This is a genomic window from Candidatus Nitronauta litoralis, assembly GCA_015698285.1.
GTDB classification, from domain to species: domain Bacteria; phylum Nitrospinota; class Nitrospinia; order Nitrospinales; family Nitrospinaceae; genus Nitronauta; species Nitronauta litoralis.
The window spans coordinates 3312274-3327676 of the sequence record CP048685.1; the positions used below are offsets into that span (position 1 = coordinate 3312274).

The following is a 15403-nucleotide window of genomic DNA, read 5'->3' on the forward strand; positions in this document are numbered from 1 at the left end:
TGAATTATTCAATATTGGCGAGCTGTTCCCTGATTTTTTCAAGCAGACTTTTGATTTCGACAACATGCTGGGAAACTTCAAAGTCTATAGATTTTGAGCCAATGGTATTGGTTTCCCGATTGATCTCCTGTGTCAGGAATTCAAGTTTCCGACCTACCGGTTGATCTTGCTTAATGAGCTCCCGAAATTGGGCGAGATGGCTTTCCAGGCGAGTCAGCTCTTCTGCTATATCGGATTTGTCCGCAATGATGGCCGTTTCCTGGGCTAAACGAGCAGGATCAATATCGATTCCATCACTGATTGTTTTGATTTTTTCCTGTAATTTGTCCCGATAGGCATTGATGATTTCCGGCTGCCGGGACCTGATTTTGTCAATCCAGTCTTCTATTTCATCCAGGCGTCCCGAAAGATCTTTGCTTTGACTCTTTCCTTCTTCCTCTCGCATCCGGATTAATTCTGTGAGCCCTTTGTTCACCGTATCGAGAATCAGTTTTTGCTTTTCTTCATCAAATTCCATAGGTTCGGATTTGATGATATCCCGCATGGAAAGCAGTGATGAAATTTCGATATTTCCATGCAGACCCAGCTGATCCTGAATTTCTTTAAACGCATTGTGGTACTGCGTCGCCAGGTCAAGGTTGGGTCTGATTTCCATTTCCTGCGAACTGCTGTCTTTCTCGATCGTAATAAACACGTCAAAAGACCCGCGTGCACAGCGGGCTTTGACCATGTTCTTCAAAGGTAATTCAATACAGGAAAGGTATTTGGGCAATCTGGCAGAGATTTCTATAAACCGGTTGTTTACAGAGCGAATTTCCGCCTTACATGAGAATGAACCGTTTTGTTGCTCGAATCGACCGTAGCCGGTCATACTTTTTAACATTCCGGCTTATACCTTTTCCTCATGTTTTGCATGCGTGACATCGAAAAAAGTTTCACGGGTGGGAGTATGACCATCATTATCTTTCTCATCGCTATTCTCAACCCGGATGCGCAAGGTACCCTGAGTTTTCATTTTTTGATAGGCTTCCTTGCTTTCAGCCACCAGAGACTCGGCTTCGACAAGATATTCCCGGGCCATAGCTTCTTTCATTTCATCTGCAGAAGCTTCATAGCGGTTTGCGATACCAGAATGTTTTTCATTAACAATCCCAGTGTCCACAATCAGTGATTCAAATTTTTGAATGGTCAAAAGATTATCCGAAAAGTCGATCCCTTCAGTGTGCATCATACCGCGCGCACAACAGATGAATGCTCGTTGTGCCTGCTTCACTGAATCTGCAAAGTCGCCCTTTTCGAGTAGTTTCTTACATTGGAACAGGGCGCGCTCACCTTCGGAGATATGATCTGAAATTAATTCACTTATCGAACCGGCACATTCACCCTGACCACGGTCATCCAGCGAAAACCGGGTAGATGAGTGGTAGTCAATATAGGACTCGGGCGAATTTTCAATTGGAGGAACACTTTTTAGATCTTCTAACAGGACTCCAAAATACTTTTTGCCCAATCGATCGTAGTAGTCCTGAAAGGTTTCTCCATTCTGTTTAGCATTCTTATAGTCATCAATCAGACGACGAACCGCGTTGGGCGCATTTTTGGCTGGAATTTTGGCAACCGTTTCTCCAAAAGTTGCCTTGTTATCATCAATGCGTCCTCCCAGCATGACTTCATAGTGCGGTGCCAGAACTCCGTTTACCTTGCGGGCTGATCCTGAAAAACCAATGGCGGCAATATGGTGCTGGCCGCAGGAGTTGGGGCATCCGCTCGCTTTAACGGTGATGTGGTCAAGGTCTGAATCTCCAGTGAACTCGTTGTCGACATCGTCGCTCAACTGGTCGATCAATCCTCGGGAGTGAGTGATTCCAAGGTTACAGGTTTCTGAACCCGGGCAGCTGGTCATATCTTTAAGTTCTTCAGTGCCCGCTTTATGCAATCCCAGATCTTTCAGAATTCCATAAACATGCCCCAGTGCTCCTTTTTTAATCCACGGTATCATGATGTTTTGATGCGCGGTGTTTACCAGTTTACTGCCTGCAAAGTTACTGGCAAGGTCTGCAATGCTTCGTGCCTGTACGGTATTGAGGTCACCCAGAAGTAATTTTATGTGAACGTTGTAAAAACCCTTCTGACGCTGTTCAAAGGTATTGCGGGCTACCCAGGCTTGAAACTCGGGATCATGATCGAAATCGGTATTGTCTTTAAACTGTGGAATATTTGGAACGACTTCATCCGGCGCTTCAATCTGTGGATAGTTTCTGTCCGCGAGTTTCTCATATTCCTCCATAATGAGTTCGCGGGTCTTGTCAAGCCCGAGACGCTCGAGAACAAATTTGAAGCGTGCCTTATTCCGATTTTGCTTGTCACCATATTTGTCAAATACCGCCACAATGGCTTCACAAGTCCGCAGTAATTTCGAAACAGGTAAAAATTCAAATAGAGGTTCTGCGGATTTTGGGTAGGACCCCAGTCCTCCGCCGATCAGCATTCGAAAACCACGTTCCCCATTTTGTTCGCGGGCATTCAGTCCGATATCGTTAATTGGGCCAAGGCCGCATCCGTTACATCCTCCAAGGGTGATCTTGAACTTGCGGGGCAGGCTCTGAGTCAGGGGATGTCTGATTAGATAACTCATCACTGCCTTGGCGTACGGGGTGACATCGAATAGCTCGTCGGGACAGGTTCCCGTCTTGTGACATGCGGTTACATTGCGCACGGTGTTGCCGCAGGCTTCCCTGGTGGTAAGGCCGCTTTTTGCAAGAAGGGCCAAAGCTTCCGTCACCGTTTTAATTTTGACAAAATGAAACTGGATGTCCTGACGAGTGGTTACATGCAGAATGCCATTTGAATACTTTTCGCCAAACTCCGCCAGACAGCGCAACTGATCTGCAGAGTACTGCCCAAAAGGAAGTTTGGTTCGAACCATTTGCTCATCATCCTGACGCTGGCCGTAAATACCCTGTTGGAGACGGAACCGCTTGAAATCCTCGACGTCCAGTTCTCCTGTTGTGAGACGTTCGACTTCCGTTGCAAAGTCTTCGATCTCTTGTATAACAGCAGGTGGAACATTCAATGATTTAAGTTCGGAACTGTCCATGGGGTCCTCTTGTGTATTAACAACGTTTAAGCAAACCGTTTTTTTATTGATGTTGAGGGGCTTTAGTTAACTGAAAAGTGCTGAAAACCGGATCGGCTTGGAATCGGCCGAAGTGGCAGAGCCTCCCGTACGAATGATCTTGTATAATATAACAAAAATGCCTTGAAAAACAGGGTCAGGTGTTACCCTCTAAAGGATTTAAGCTGTATTTTAATGGCTGACCACCCCCCGGGTTAGCGTCGAAAAAATGAGAGTTTATGGATATTTCCTCCTTCAGTGCCCATGATTTAGGCCTTTTCTGGGTCTGGTTCAATTTTCTGCTGTATTGTCTGGTTTTCGCGTTTTCACTATACGCAAATTACAATTTCAACACGGTTGTTGTGGGCCTTATTTATCTGGTTCCTCTAGTTCCTTTTGGTTTTGACCCCGTTAACCTGACAAGAGTGATTCTGGTTTCAATTCAAAATACAGTATTCGGGGTTATTGAACTTGTTATCTTTGTGTTGACTGTAAAACCCAATGATGCCCGTTTCGACAGTGCGCATGTGAAACAGTTTCTGGGACATACCTTGCCTATTGCAGCGGCTTTGATTGGGCTTTCGTATTATGCCCGGGGTAACATTGTGGAAGTGACCTGCTATGAGTGGTGGACGATATTGATTGTTTTCCTATTAGGTTCTTTATTCAGGGTTTTAGCAGTATTTCAGCTAGGAAGATCCGGTTTTAAGTTTGATATTGTTTTTCGTGAGGAACAAAAGTTGATGACTGGTCAATTATATTCCTGGATGCGCCATCCCTCCTACACAGCGATGATGGTTGTGATTTTTTCTTATGCCCTGACCACCCATGATTTTTTAGCAGGAAGTTTCGGTTTGATTGTGGCCTGGTGTGGTTTTCAGTATAGAATTTATCATGAAGAGAAGGCTCTCAAGCAGCAATTTGGCGAGGAATACAGGCTCTATAGAGGCAGGACAGGGATGTGGTTTCCTTGGCGTAATTGATGTTTGCGAATTACTGCGGAGTTTCGGGTAACCAGGTTTTCCATAAAGGAATTTGGTCCCCTTCAAGACCAACGGGTTGTTGAAACCAGGCAGCGAGTCCGTACAGCGCGACCAGATAAGCAAAACTGGCAATATAGGATAGAGGCTTGTTGACGGGTGTTTGAGTGCCGCGCAAATGAGTTTGATTTTTAATCCGGAAGTAATTTGACCCAACCATGAGAAAAAACAAGATCATTGGGTTGTAGTCAAACATCGCAATAAGAAAGGCCAGGGGACCCGACAAAACCAATAAGACTGGGATTTTCAGGGGGTTATTACCAAATTTATCATCGGCAATATTGAGCACGGCCATATAAAGAACGAGGTAAAATAGTCCGGTGAATATAAGCCAGATGATAAAGGCACTGCCTGTTATGTCTTCAAAATTAAGAACCATGCTGCAAAGAATAGCAGTATGTCGGAGTGTCTGCAATCGGTTCGAATCATGACTTTTAAAAGGCTTAGTTTTGGTCAGGATGGCGAAAAAAGGGCAGTCAAGTTTTTAAAGAAAAACAAATACCGTATTCTGGAGACTAATTTCACCACCAAAGCAGGCGAAATTGATATTGTGGCAGAGCAGGGTGGGGTACTGGTATTTGTTGAAGTCAAAAGCAGGGCTGACAATGAACATGGTCATCCTTTGGATGCAGTTACTTCAGCCAAGCAGAGGAAATTGATACAGGTTGCAGAGAGATTTCGGATCAGTAATGGACTATTAGGTCGGGATTGTCGCTTCGACGTGGTTGCCATTACAGGAGCTCCTGAGGATCCCAAGTCCTGGAAACTGGAACTTTTTCAGGATGCCTTCAGGTTTCATGTATGAGTTCTGAAAAATCACAATTTACAGGAATTGCTCGATAAGTATTTGAATCCCTTTGATAATAATTGAATCTTAATTTTGTGCCAGTGTTTCCATTTTAATCCAGGAGATATCAGGGATGACACCCATGCTAAAAAAACTGTCGAATTTATTCGGCGGCAGCAAAAATAAAGATAAAGCTCCAACCGAAAATAATAAGCAGAAAGCAGCGAGGATTGCGGAAGAGATCCGTGCTAAAGAGGCGGAGAAGGCAACAGTCGAAGAGGTTCAACCGGCTGGAAGCCCGCCGGCATCCATGACGCCACCCAGAGAGGAAAGTGCAGAAGACCAACGTCCTTTACAGCGGACAATAATTCAGGCCCCGGTGATTATTACCAAAAAGGAAGAGGCCTCGGCAGATGATGGTGAAATCAGAATTAAAGCCGAGCCTTCACGTGAAGGAGACTCCTGTAAATTCATGGTCAATCGTAGTTTGTTTCCCGGGCACTCGTGGTATTTTCCCTCCTTTGAAAGTGCCGAGGGATCGGCTCTTGCGGAAAAATTGTTCAGTCTTGATGAACTGGAGTCCCTTTTGATCCACGATTCTACAGCCACCGTAACAAAAAAGGAAAAAGGACATTCTGATTGGAAGCCGCTTGCTACCGAAATTGGAAAAATGATCCGAGAGACCTTGAAGGATGGAGAACAGGTTCTTGCAAAAAAGATAATGGATGAAATGCCACCTGAGGAAAAAATAAAAGAGGAAATCCAGAAAGTAATTGATACCGAAGTTAACCCTGGCGTTGCAGGGCATGGAGGGAAAATTACCCTCAGGCAGGTTGAAGGCAATTCTGTGACCATTGAAATGGGAGGGGGATGCCAGGGCTGCAGTGCTGCTGACCTGACCCTTAAGCAGGGGATTCACGGAGCATTTCGAAAATCGGTTCCATTTGTTGGGGCGATATATGATGAAACCGATCACGCTGCTGGTCAAAACCCTTACTTCAGTTGATAACCTATGCCTAGACTTTTAGATTTTAAAATGACCATTGAAACCGGGGAAAAGGGCACGGAGGGACCCGTGATGTTTTCCATCAATAACCATCAGGTACCATTGGAAAATGTTGAAGGTGGTTGTGGACCCGGGGAAACCATTTCAGGTGGTTTCCAGGTGAACAGTTTTGCTCATAGCATGACCCTGATAGGTCCGGTAAAGGGCGATTGGGAAGTTAAAACGATAAAGGTCGATTTTAATTGTGAAAATACAGAGCCCTATTCAGTAACTTTTGGTCCCGTAACCCTCGATGATAAAACAGAAGTGAATGTCTGGAGCGACCCACCTTTGCCTACTTTTGATGTTTAAGGGAAGGAAGAAAATTAATTCTGGACGCGTTTGCTGAGTTTGACGTGCAAATCCCCAAGTAAAACGTAATTCAGGACTTTAGTTTCTAGCGGAACAAAATGGCGGGATCCCCAGAACAGCAGTTCCCCGGTATCGGTTTTAAATATTTCCTTCGGGATCACCACATTCAAAAGATATTCATCACCTTTAGGACGATCCTGTTCTTCACGAATTTTTTTTTCCTCTGCCTCAGGGAGGATATAGACAGAAATATCTTTCATACTCTTATCAGGGATAGTGTCAATTTTATATCGGCGCCCTTTGATCAGTGGGCCGTAAACCCCATTTCTAAAATTATAAAATGAGGCGAGAATATCGTCGTAAAATTTCCCCTCAGGAATAACTTCTGTCTCCTGTTCGGTCAACTTATCGTTATTGTATTTAAACCAGAAATGTTTTCTATTGGTGTAATCCAGATAATGTGTGGTTTTCTCGACATCATCTCCAATTTTGACTTCCCGTTCAAATTTCCGGGTCAATACCCGGCGACCGTCCTTTGAAACATCAAATGTGGCTTTGTAAAAATGTTTTCTTTGGCTGGTGACAAAACCCACGAACCCTTTCGTCTCGGCCTTCAAAGTTGAAAAATAACGGCCATCTTTTTCATAAAACCGGACGTGGGCTGTGGCAGCATTATCAAAAAACATAAAACTTATATCGAAGAGGAGTTGTTCCCCCTCAAAACGGCGAATATCTCCTTCTGCTTTAAATCCTTTATATAGTCCCTTTTTCTGAGTAGTTTCAGTTTCCGCAATTCCCGTTACCGGGGCGAACGTCCCTATCCAGACCAGTCCAATTAAAAGAACCCGTAAAAAAGCATCGGAAATCCTGAAACCTGTGGGGTTTCTTGTGGAGAACACAGAAGGGGATTTGAAAATTGGGACAAAGGGATTGAATACATGGGTTGTATCTATTAAAATGCGGATTGGTTCCATAATAAATTTTTGGATTAAAATCATAATCATCTAACTTTCCAAACCGTTTAATTTATGAAAAGTGCACTGACTCCGATAACTTCCGGTGTTGTGGAAGAATTGCCTGAGGTTGTTCAGGATGAAGAAACTGGCCTTAAAACCGGCTATATGCCATTGTACCGCGTCATCATGTGGGATGATGATGTGACGACTATGGAGTTTGTAATCCGTATTCTGGTCAAGGTTTTTGTAAAAGATATTAAAACTGCTGAAAGCCTTACGTACGAGGTTCATTACAGTGGGTCTGCTCACGTTGATACCCTTCCTCTCGAACGGGCTGAATTTAAAGTAGAACAGGTCCATACTGCGGCAAAAATGGAAGGCTTCCCATTCCGCTGTACCATAGAACCCGTTTAATTAGCCTCCCCGGTCTCTCTGGTCTACCCGGATCTTTTTTCCAATGAAACATAATCCGTCTTTGCCGGCCCAGTATAAACCTGGCGGGGTCGGCTGATCCTGAAATCAGAATCTTCCTGTAGTTCCTTCCACTGGGCAATCCAACCTGGCAGTCTTCCTATTGCAAACATAACCGGGAACATATTGACGGGTATCCCGAGAGCTTTGTAAATTAGCCCAGAATAAAAGTCCACATTGGGATAGAGTTTTCGTTCAATGAAAAACTCATCTTTCAATGCAATTTCTTCAAGCTTGAGAGCGATTTCAAGCAGGGGCTCATGTACGCCAGACTTTTCAAAAACTTTATGAGCCAGGTCCTTGATTATTCGGGAACGGGGGTCAAAATTTTTGTATACCCGATGACCAAAACCCATCAAGCGAAAATTGCTGTCAGGTGTTTTAGTCATATCAACAAACTTCTCAACCTCACGACCGTCATCGTGAATACGTTGCAGCATTTCGATTACCGCCTGGTTGGCTCCTCCATGTAGGGGGCCCCAAAGTGCGTAAATTCCTGCTGAAATAGAAGCGAATAAATTGCACATCGAACTGCCTACCAGCCTTACGGTACTGGTCGAACAGTTTTGCTCATGATCGGCATGAAGCATTAACAAAACATCGAGAGCTTTGGCGGCAATTGGATCCAATTCGAAATCCTCGCAGGGATTAGAAAACATCATGTGGAGAAAATTTTCTGTGTAATTAAGCGAGTTTTTGGGATAGGGTAAAGGTTGCCCAATGGACTTCTTGTAGCTGTAAGCGGCAATGGTTGGCAACTTTGCAAGTAGACGATGAATGGAAATTTCGATTTCCCGTTCATCCCGGACGTTGACCTGATGTTCTGGATAGAAAGTGGCTAATGATCCGACAATAGTGCTGCAAACTGCCATTGGATGAGGGTTCTGGGGAAACCCATCATAAAGGTTTTTGATTGACTCATGCACCATGGAATGGTGGGTGATATTGTAGTTGAAATAATCGAGTTGGTCCTTATTGGGTAAATTTCCATAAATGAGCAGGTAACACACTTCGAGAAAATTACTTTTCTCGGCAAGTTGTTCAATCGGGATTCCGCGATAAAGCAGGATGCCTTTTTCACCATCTAAAAAAGTGATATCGCTTTTGCAACTTCCTGTACTCATAAACCCAGGATCAAAAGTAATCAGTCCTGATTCGTTGCGTAATTTTGTGATGTCGAATGCTTTTTCACCGCAAGTTCCTTCAAGGACAGGGAAGGTGTACGTTTTGCCTTCATAACTGACCTGAACTGAATCACCCATTAATGGCCCCCAAGATATCAAAATGAAGTTATAAATTAACAGTTCTTTCCTTTTAATTATAACCATTATAAATAGGGATAGAAGAAGAATACGTTTTATTTTCTAAATGTCTGGACTATGAAATCTTCAAATAAATTACTTTATTTTATTTTGTTTGGTGTGAGCCTGGGGCTGGTTTGTGGCTGGTTTTTTGGAACTGCTATGAGCTCAGTAGCCTGGATGGGAGAGTTGTTTCTAAATGCGCTGAAAATGATGGTGATTCCACTTATCATTTCTTCTCTGATTGTGGGAGTTGCGGGTCTGGGTGATGTCACCAAAATGGGAAAAACGGGGGGGATCACTATTGGCTATTACATGATTACGACTGCCATTTCTGTATTCCTGGGCCTGATTTTTGTAAACCTTTTGCAGCCAGGAGTAGGGGTTGTTCTTGATGCTGAAGTTCCGGAATCGGCACACGCGAAAAAGGACACCAGCTTTGTCGACATCCTGCTTAGCGTTGTATCCCCCAATTTGATCCACTCGATGGCGGAGATGGATATCTTGCCTTTAATCGTCTTTTCTCTGATTTTTGGCGGTGTTCTGACAACCCTTGGCGAAAAGGGGCGACAAGTAATCGGATTTTTTGAAACCGTAAATGAAGCTGTTATGAAAATGGTGCATCTGGTTTTGTATCTTGCACCCATTGGGATTTTTGGCCTTGTAGCATCGAAACTGGGTTCCGCTGGTGGGGGAGACGCGTTTTTTGCAGAGCTGTTAAAAATAGGAAAATTTGTCCTGACCGTTCTCCTGGCCCTAGGTGTCCATGCGTTTGTTGTTTTACCTCTAATACTTTGGAAGTTCACTGGTCGACACCCTGTGAAGTATATGAAAAATGTCGTGGAGGCCTTGACGACTGCTTTTTCCACAGCAAGCAGCTCTGCTACTTTGCCGGTTACTATGGAATGCGCAGAGGAAAAAAACGGGGTTTCCCGTCGTATGGTTCAGTTTGTCCTGCCTATTGGCGCAACGGTAAATATGGATGGAACGGCTCTTTATGAAGCGGTGGCGGCAATGTTTATCGCCCAGATGATTGGAGTTGAGCTGGGTGTTATGCAGCAGTTCATCATTTTTTTGACAGCGACATTGGCAGCTATTGGAGCAGCGGGAATTCCGGAGGCAGGTCTGGTGACCATGGTTATAGTTTTGCAGTCTGTCGGTCTTCCTCTCGAAGGGATAGGGATGGTATTGGCGATCGACTGGTTTCTGGACCGATGTCGAACTACCGTAAACGTATGGGGAGATTCGGTAGGAGTTGCGGTTGTAGATGAACTGGAAAAAAAATATGTGGAAGGAGGGTGAAGAATTGTTAATCCTGATACTATTTGGAGTGTTAATAGGAGTATTGTCTTCCCTTTCAGGCTTGGGGGGTGGGTTTCTAGTGGTCCCATTTTTAATTTACATGGGAAAAAAAGCCCAATTGGCCGTTGGAACTTCCTTTCTGGTTATTTTTCTAATTGCTATTTCTTCTTTAGCAGCCCATGGTCGATTTGGAAATATAGAATGGAAGACGGGGCTATTACTGGCTGTAGGCGGGGTTGTCGGGGCGCAAATAGGACCTGTTCTATTGCAGCAGGTTCCAGAAATCATGTTTAAACGGGGATTTGCCTGTTTGATAATTGGAATTGGTTGTTGGTTATTCTGGACGACTCGCAGTGCTGCCTGAAGGATCAGGTTTTTCGTTCACCACTTACAAGGCGGGCGGCGAAGGGGCCTTCTCCCAGTTTATTGATCCAGTTTGAGCGGCCTTTTATGAGATTAAACATCATTGCGCGATCTCCGTTCACTGTATCAGTCCAGGTTACATCAGCACATTCTGGTTCGAATATTGGAGGGAGGTGAATCATATCTCCTCCTTTTGCTTTCATTTGGCAATTTTTATCAAATATTGATTTAATATCTTCAAGGGAACAGACTCTCCAATCCGTTTTTCCACCAAATTGTTGTTGGTTCAAGTCTTCGGCATAAGCCTTACACTGTTCCAGGTTTCGCCATTTACCGAGCAACTGCCGGGTGTCCTTTTTGAGCCAGGTTAGCCCGGTCTGGGTATCGGTGATTGTGTCATCCCCATTATCTGTGAACCTTGAATCTGCCATTAACGTCCTCCGCAACAGACTAGAAATTTTTGAAATATATTTTCGCGGGCTTTAATTTAAAACTTATATAGTAAAGCCTCTTTGTGTTTGTTTTGCATTATAACAAATTTAGTCTAGAAAAAATGGTGGAGGCCCATTTGTAAAATGTAGTCCGTGAAACCTATAGGAAAACCGGGCTGGCAAGCGGACTTGAAATGAGTCTTCATTAAAAGGCTTCTGGTATGCCTGGGCTAATACCGATTTGTAGTCGTATACGCTTTGTTCACAGCTTCGAAAAAAACACCAGCGGATATGAATTGGAAAACGCTTATCTCGCTTTAGCACAATTCCAATAATGCTTTTTCCATTCAGAAAAAACTGGATAATAAAACCAGGTGTATTGACCTGGAAGACAGCTCCGCGTTGCAATTGGGTAATGTCTAGCGGGTTATCAACTGCGATGGCTTTTGTTTTGTATTGGTTTAATGAAATTAATTCTTTTCCGAAAGAACTGTTGAAAGCAAAAAACAACATAAAAAAAACAAAAAAGCCGGTGGAGAGGAGAACTTTTGCTTCAATTTTTTTACACTTATTATTTCTCAAAATAATCAAAGTAATAAATAATTTAAACTGAATTAAGAAGGCTGACTTTTTGAAGATTGATTGGGGAATAAAAAAAAGCCGGTAGACATTGTCTACCGGCTTTTCTATGAATTACTCTCCGGATGTTTTGCACCCTGAGGAACTTTTCCTTTAGCTTACTTCAATGTGGGATGGTTATCAGCACACATGCTGTTTGGAACCAGCGTTTCTTTCATGAAACCATCACGACTCTGATTCATCGCGTTGCGATATGCGTCGTCTGAGTTGTCTCCCTGACAGTCACCGGGAACGAGGCCACGTACTGAAGCTTCTTCAACGGTCCGCTGGGCTTTCCAAGACTGATCGGTCTGAGAAGAACCAAACTGGAAATAAGTATTAACACCGGACAAACCGCCCTGGTTTGCAAGCAAAGCACCAGATTTGGCAATCAGAGACCTTGAATAAGCACGGTCAGCACTTCCCATTTCCATAATTGTTTTGCCAACCCCCATTACACTCTGATCAACACCAATTACTGTGCCAGGAACAACACTGTCAGCGATGGCGGAGCTGGAACCCATAAAACCAGCAACCATGAAGCTTGCAACAAACAACAAAGCTTTCTTTTTCATTGTAATCTCCCCTGTTAATGTTAACTCTATTAATTTAATAATTCACAAAGTGAATGAATTACGTGAAAGCAGGAAAGTTATCAAAGTAGTAAGTCAACCTACCTTAAGAGCTAAAATATACTCTTCTATAAGTTTACAGGCGCAATTTATAATTTTGTAGATGATTTGTCAACACAAAACTCCCTAAAACAAAGCAAAACCGGGTTTTCGAATGTAGTTTTCCGATAAAACAGGGGTTTTAAACCATTGTGAGTTTAACTATTTGAAAATAATAAGGAAATCAGCTTTTTTTTAAATTTTCGTGGTAATTCTGATTTCAAAGGACGTCGTTTAATTGGAAAGCTTTGCATAATCGGGATAATTTGATACAACGTTAATCATCCCAAGGAACTTAAGCAACAAAGCGATCAAGACCTCTGACCGTTTTCGCAGACCGGTTTTAAGGCGCAGTTGTTATCAGACTAACCCTCCTTTGGTTTTGGTGCTCGTATGCAGAGGTTTTTTAAGTCGGCATCCCGGATAAGAAATACTTAAAGATAATAGCTTCAGTTCATGTGTTATTTTTATCCATGACAACCTGTGAAATTTGAACCCACATTGAGTTTATGATATTGCTGTTTTGTTTTTCATAAATTTCTTGTATTGGCGCGAGCCCAAATCATATCTGAATTAACATTAAGATATGCAAAGAAGTGCTTGAATTATTTGAAAATAATTGAAAATCTTGAATCAAAACTGGCAGAGGTATTGCGTGAACGAAAAAAAATATTACACATTGGAAGAGGCCAATCAGTTTGTTCCTAAACTTTTGGAAATTCTACCTTGCATGCAGCGATTACATGCCGCTATGAGTCAGGATTATCCGGATGTGAGAAATGCATGGAGACAGTCCAAGTTTAATGGGGGGAGTATGCAAGGGGCTGATTACCTGGAGCACGTCCTCAGATACCAGCGTCTTAAAAAGGAATTGGATGAGATGGGTGCCGACCTGAAAGGTGTAGAACAGGGTTTGGTCGATTTTTTATCAATTCGGGAGGGGAAAGAAGTCTATCTTTGTTGGAAATACCCTGAAACCAAAATTGAATATTGGCACGATCTGGATACAGGTTTCAGTGGTAGACAGCCTGTATAAACTGGGTGACAAACGCTTCATCCCTGTTTTCGGTAACTTAAATAAGTTGATTTAACTTTTTTACCAGTGTTTTATTCCCAACCAAAGCAGACCCCTGTCTTAAATTAACGTCATTCCCGGTACCTCCCATATTTATGAAAGTTCCACCAGCTTCCTCGGCCATCACCTTGCAGGGAGCAAAATCCCAGATATAGGCCCAGGGGTCTACCATGGCGTCTACAATACCCCGGATGGCCATTAGATGCCCAAATGCATCTGGGTAGGTTCTGACTAACCCCGCCTCTCTATGTAGTTGATTTAAAAGCCGCATCCGCTTTTTTTCACGGAAACAATAAACATCCCCTGTTGCCAGGGCCGCTCCCTGTATTTTTGAATGTTTTGAAACATGAAGCCTCTCCTCCTTAAGCCAGGCCCCCTGGTTTTTGATTGCCCAGGCGGTTTCACCAAGGGCGGGTAAAGAAATAATGCCTAAAACCGGTTTACCGTGGTGCAACAAAGAGACGAGGGTGGAGAAAAGTGGAAGCCCCCGAATAAAAGATCTAGTGCCATCAATAGGGTCGATTGTCCATACCCACTCTCGATGATCTTCTTCAGAACCAAACTCTTCACCTATAATTCCATGATCAGGAAACGACCGCATAATCCGTTTGCGCAACATTTCCTCAACCTTTTTGTCGGCTATGGTGACAGGGCTTTGATCGGATTTGGTTTCAACTTTTACCGAGGTTCTGAAATAATTCATTACCTGCCGGTTCGCGGGTTTAAGCCAGGAGATTACAGAATCTTTCGTTTCAAGAAGGAATTTCAAAATATTGATGCCTGAAAGGGAGTGGTACTGTTAGTGAGGCTCTTTTATTTATCGTCACTCAATATAAAAACAGGTTGCGCTCAAGACCCTGTAAATTATAAACTCAAAATCTTTGGGCACCAAATTGAAAAGGTCTTTCTAAAATTATGAATAATAAACAGTTAACGTTTGGGATAATTTTTGTGTTTTTCATCGCCATTCTATTTTTTATGGTGATTGTCTGGGAAATCAAGAAGTCTATCGATTTTCAGGAAAAAATGGCTGACTCCCGGCCTGACAACAAACAAATGAAAATAGAAGATAACAGGGATTTCAGCATTTATGAAACCATGGTGGGTGATGACGGAAGAGAGATGATCCTGATCCCTGAAGGGGTGTTCACCCGGGGTTCCAGAATGGGAGATATTGATGAAAAACCAGAACAGGAAGTTTATTTAGACGCATTTTATGCGGATAAGTTTGAAGTGACAGTTGAAGCGTACAACAAATTTCGTAAAGCTGCTGATTATGTCGAGGCTTCTGTTCCATTTTTCCAGGGAAATCATGAGATTCTGGACACTCCTAATTTTCCTCAGGTTGGTGTTTCCTGGTACGACGCAGTTAATTATTGTGCCTGGGCGGGGAAACGACTTTTGACTGAAGCAGAATGGGAAAAAGCGGCGCGTGGGACCCATGGCCTGGTTTATCCCTGGGGAAATGATATGTTGCCAAAACGGGCTAATATTAAAGGCACCGCAGACGATTTCCCTTATATGGCTCCGGTAGGCAGTTATCCGATGGGCCGCAGCGTATATGGCATTTACGATATGGCAGGAAATGTCTCGGAATGGGTGGAAGATTATTACGATCAGTTTGCATTTGAACGGCTGGAGATGATCAATCCTGTTTACGACAAGGAAACCAAAACCCGTGTTTATCGGGGCGGATCCTGGGATGCTACCAAGGTGAATGTACGCGCTTCCAAGCGCTTTGCCGCTACACCTGGTAGAAAAGATGCGATTGTAGGTTTTCGTTGTGGGAAATCATCCGAAAAGGAAAAATCCGTTGCAAAATAGTTTTAATCATTTGCAAGGCCAATTAAACCGGTTTCCTGACTTTATCTCGCCTGATTTAATTCTTTGTAATGGCACCAAGGGTTTGAAAAATT

17 protein-coding genes are annotated in these 15403 nt (G+C 43.3%); 9 read left to right on the plus strand and 8 right to left on the minus strand.

Translation table 11 applies throughout. The features are described 5' to 3' along the window. Window positions 1–4 precede the first annotated feature (4 nt). Together G3M70_15080 and G3M70_15085 are read right to left on the minus strand one after the other, a co-directional pair. Window positions 5–883, minus strand: a complete 879-nt coding sequence (locus G3M70_15080) for a YicC family protein (GenBank protein ID QPJ63127.1) — start codon at window positions 881–883, stop codon at window positions 5–7. Between the two features lie 6 nt (window positions 884–889). Then, the gene (locus G3M70_15085; GenBank protein QPJ63128.1) at window positions 890–3097 is read right to left on the minus strand and encodes a sulfite reductase; all 2208 of its coding nucleotides are present in this window, start codon (window positions 3095–3097) and stop codon (window positions 890–892) included. Between the two features lie 257 nt (window positions 3098–3354). On the opposite strand from G3M70_15085, the gene G3M70_15090 reads away from it, so the two are divergent. Further along, a complete protein-coding gene (locus tag G3M70_15090; protein ID QPJ63129.1) occupies window positions 3355–4098 on the plus strand; it encodes an isoprenylcysteine carboxylmethyltransferase family protein in 744 nt (247 codons plus the stop codon). A gap of 10 nt (window positions 4099–4108) precedes the next feature. Here the strand turns inward: G3M70_15090 and G3M70_15095 are convergent, their stop codons facing one another. After that, window positions 4109–4534 carry a hypothetical protein gene (locus G3M70_15095; protein ID QPJ63130.1) on the minus strand — a complete coding sequence of 142 codons (426 nt, stop codon included), beginning with the start codon at window positions 4532–4534 and terminating at the stop codon, window positions 4109–4111. 48 nt (window positions 4535–4582) lie between these two features. Here G3M70_15095 and G3M70_15100 point away from each other — a divergent pair, with 48 nt between their 5' ends. The 3 genes from G3M70_15100 (at window position 4583) to G3M70_15110 (ending at window position 6299) form a co-directional block, all read left to right on the plus strand. Next, entirely contained in the window at window positions 4583–4960 is a 378-nt protein-coding gene (locus G3M70_15100) for a YraN family protein (GenBank protein QPJ63835.1), read from the plus strand. 292 nt (window positions 4961–5252) lie between these two features. Then, entirely contained in the window at window positions 5253–5948 is a 696-nt protein-coding gene (locus G3M70_15105) for a hypothetical protein (protein ID QPJ63836.1), read from the plus strand. 6 nt (window positions 5949–5954) lie between these two features. Next, window positions 5955–6299: a helicase gene (locus G3M70_15110; GenBank protein QPJ63131.1), complete on the plus strand. Its 345-nt coding sequence runs from the start codon at window positions 5955–5957 to the stop codon at window positions 6297–6299. A 14-nt stretch (window positions 6300–6313) separates the two neighbouring features. Here the strand turns inward: G3M70_15110 and G3M70_15115 are convergent, their stop codons facing one another. Then, the gene (locus tag G3M70_15115) at window positions 6314–7273 is read right to left on the minus strand and encodes a DUF3108 domain-containing protein (GenBank protein ID QPJ63132.1); all 960 of its coding nucleotides are present in this window, start codon (window positions 7271–7273) and stop codon (window positions 6314–6316) included. Between the two features lie 54 nt (window positions 7274–7327). On the opposite strand from G3M70_15115, the gene G3M70_15120 reads away from it, so the two are divergent. Continuing rightward, the gene (locus G3M70_15120; GenBank protein ID QPJ63133.1) at window positions 7328–7669 is read left to right on the plus strand and encodes an ATP-dependent Clp protease adaptor ClpS; all 342 of its coding nucleotides are present in this window, start codon (window positions 7328–7330) and stop codon (window positions 7667–7669) included. Window positions 7670–7692: 23 nt separating this feature from the next. On the opposite strand, the gene G3M70_15125 is transcribed toward G3M70_15120, so the two are convergent. Next, window positions 7693–8988, minus strand: a complete 1296-nt coding sequence (locus tag G3M70_15125; protein QPJ63134.1) for a citrate synthase — start codon at window positions 8986–8988, stop codon at window positions 7693–7695. Window positions 8989–9105: 117 nt separating this feature from the next. Between G3M70_15125 and G3M70_15130 the strand changes: the two genes are divergently transcribed. After that, on the plus strand, window positions 9106–10329 hold the full coding sequence (locus G3M70_15130) for a dicarboxylate/amino acid:cation symporter (protein QPJ63135.1): 1224 nt from the start codon (window positions 9106–9108) through the stop codon (window positions 10327–10329). Between the two features lie 4 nt (window positions 10330–10333). Further along, window positions 10334–10693, plus strand: a complete 360-nt coding sequence (locus G3M70_15135) for a sulfite exporter TauE/SafE family protein (protein QPJ63837.1) — start codon at window positions 10334–10336, stop codon at window positions 10691–10693. Window positions 10694–10697: 4 nt separating this feature from the next. On the opposite strand, the gene G3M70_15140 is transcribed toward G3M70_15135, so the two are convergent. Both G3M70_15140 and G3M70_15145 read right to left on the minus strand, forming a co-directional pair. After that, entirely contained in the window at window positions 10698–11123 is a 426-nt protein-coding gene (locus tag G3M70_15140; GenBank protein QPJ63136.1) for a DUF1566 domain-containing protein, read from the minus strand. A 737-nt stretch (window positions 11124–11860) separates the two neighbouring features. Next, window positions 11861–12316 carry a hypothetical protein gene (locus G3M70_15145; protein ID QPJ63137.1) on the minus strand — a complete coding sequence of 152 codons (456 nt, stop codon included), beginning with the start codon at window positions 12314–12316 and terminating at the stop codon, window positions 11861–11863. Between the two features lie 751 nt (window positions 12317–13067). Here G3M70_15145 and G3M70_15150 point away from each other — a divergent pair. Next, window positions 13068–13448, plus strand: coding sequence for a DUF2203 domain-containing protein (locus tag G3M70_15150; protein QPJ63138.1), 381 nt, complete (start codon window positions 13068–13070; stop codon window positions 13446–13448). A gap of 37 nt (window positions 13449–13485) precedes the next feature. Here the strand turns inward: G3M70_15150 and G3M70_15155 are convergent, their stop codons facing one another. After that, window positions 13486–14190, minus strand: a complete 705-nt coding sequence (locus G3M70_15155) for a hypothetical protein (GenBank protein QPJ63838.1) — start codon at window positions 14188–14190, stop codon at window positions 13486–13488. Between the two features lie 212 nt (window positions 14191–14402). Here G3M70_15155 and G3M70_15160 point away from each other — a divergent pair, with 212 nt between their 5' ends. Then, window positions 14403–15311 (plus strand): formylglycine-generating enzyme family protein, encoded by a 909-nt coding sequence (locus tag G3M70_15160; GenBank protein ID QPJ63139.1) that lies wholly within the window; start codon window positions 14403–14405, stop codon window positions 15309–15311. Window positions 15312–15403 lie beyond the last annotated feature (92 nt).

Excerpts from the sequence above, each read along its gene's own strand:
- G3M70_15080 (QPJ63127.1), bottom strand. The coding sequence starts at position 883 with ATGTTAAAAAGTATGACCGGCTACGGTCGATTCGAGCAACAAAACGGT.
- G3M70_15085 (QPJ63128.1), bottom strand. The coding sequence starts at position 3,097 with ATGGACAGTTCCGAACTTAAATCATTGAATGTTCCACCTGCTGTTATA.
- G3M70_15090 (QPJ63129.1), top strand. The coding sequence starts at position 3,355 with ATGGATATTTCCTCCTTCAGTGCCCATGATTTAGGCCTTTTCTGGGTC.
- G3M70_15095 (QPJ63130.1), bottom strand. The coding sequence starts at position 4,534 with ATGGTTCTTAATTTTGAAGACATAACAGGCAGTGCCTTTATCATCTGG.
- G3M70_15100 (QPJ63835.1), top strand. The coding sequence starts at position 4,583 with ATGACTTTTAAAAGGCTTAGTTTTGGTCAGGATGGCGAAAAAAGGGCA.
- G3M70_15105 (QPJ63836.1), top strand. The coding sequence starts at position 5,253 with ATGACGCCACCCAGAGAGGAAAGTGCAGAAGACCAACGTCCTTTACAG.
- G3M70_15110 (QPJ63131.1), top strand. The coding sequence starts at position 5,955 with ATGCCTAGACTTTTAGATTTTAAAATGACCATTGAAACCGGGGAAAAG.
- G3M70_15115 (QPJ63132.1), bottom strand. The coding sequence starts at position 7,273 with ATGGAACCAATCCGCATTTTAATAGATACAACCCATGTATTCAATCCC.
- G3M70_15120 (QPJ63133.1), top strand. The coding sequence starts at position 7,328 with ATGAAAAGTGCACTGACTCCGATAACTTCCGGTGTTGTGGAAGAATTG.
- G3M70_15125 (QPJ63134.1), bottom strand. The coding sequence starts at position 8,988 with ATGGGTGATTCAGTTCAGGTCAGTTATGAAGGCAAAACGTACACCTTC.
- G3M70_15130 (QPJ63135.1), top strand. The coding sequence starts at position 9,106 with ATGAAATCTTCAAATAAATTACTTTATTTTATTTTGTTTGGTGTGAGC.
- G3M70_15140 (QPJ63136.1), bottom strand. The coding sequence starts at position 11,123 with ATGGCAGATTCAAGGTTCACAGATAATGGGGATGACACAATCACCGAT.
- G3M70_15145 (QPJ63137.1), bottom strand. The coding sequence starts at position 12,316 with ATGAAAAAGAAAGCTTTGTTGTTTGTTGCAAGCTTCATGGTTGCTGGT.
- G3M70_15155 (QPJ63838.1), bottom strand. The coding sequence starts at position 14,190 with ATGAATTATTTCAGAACCTCGGTAAAAGTTGAAACCAAATCCGATCAA.
- G3M70_15160 (QPJ63139.1), top strand. The coding sequence starts at position 14,403 with ATGAATAATAAACAGTTAACGTTTGGGATAATTTTTGTGTTTTTCATC.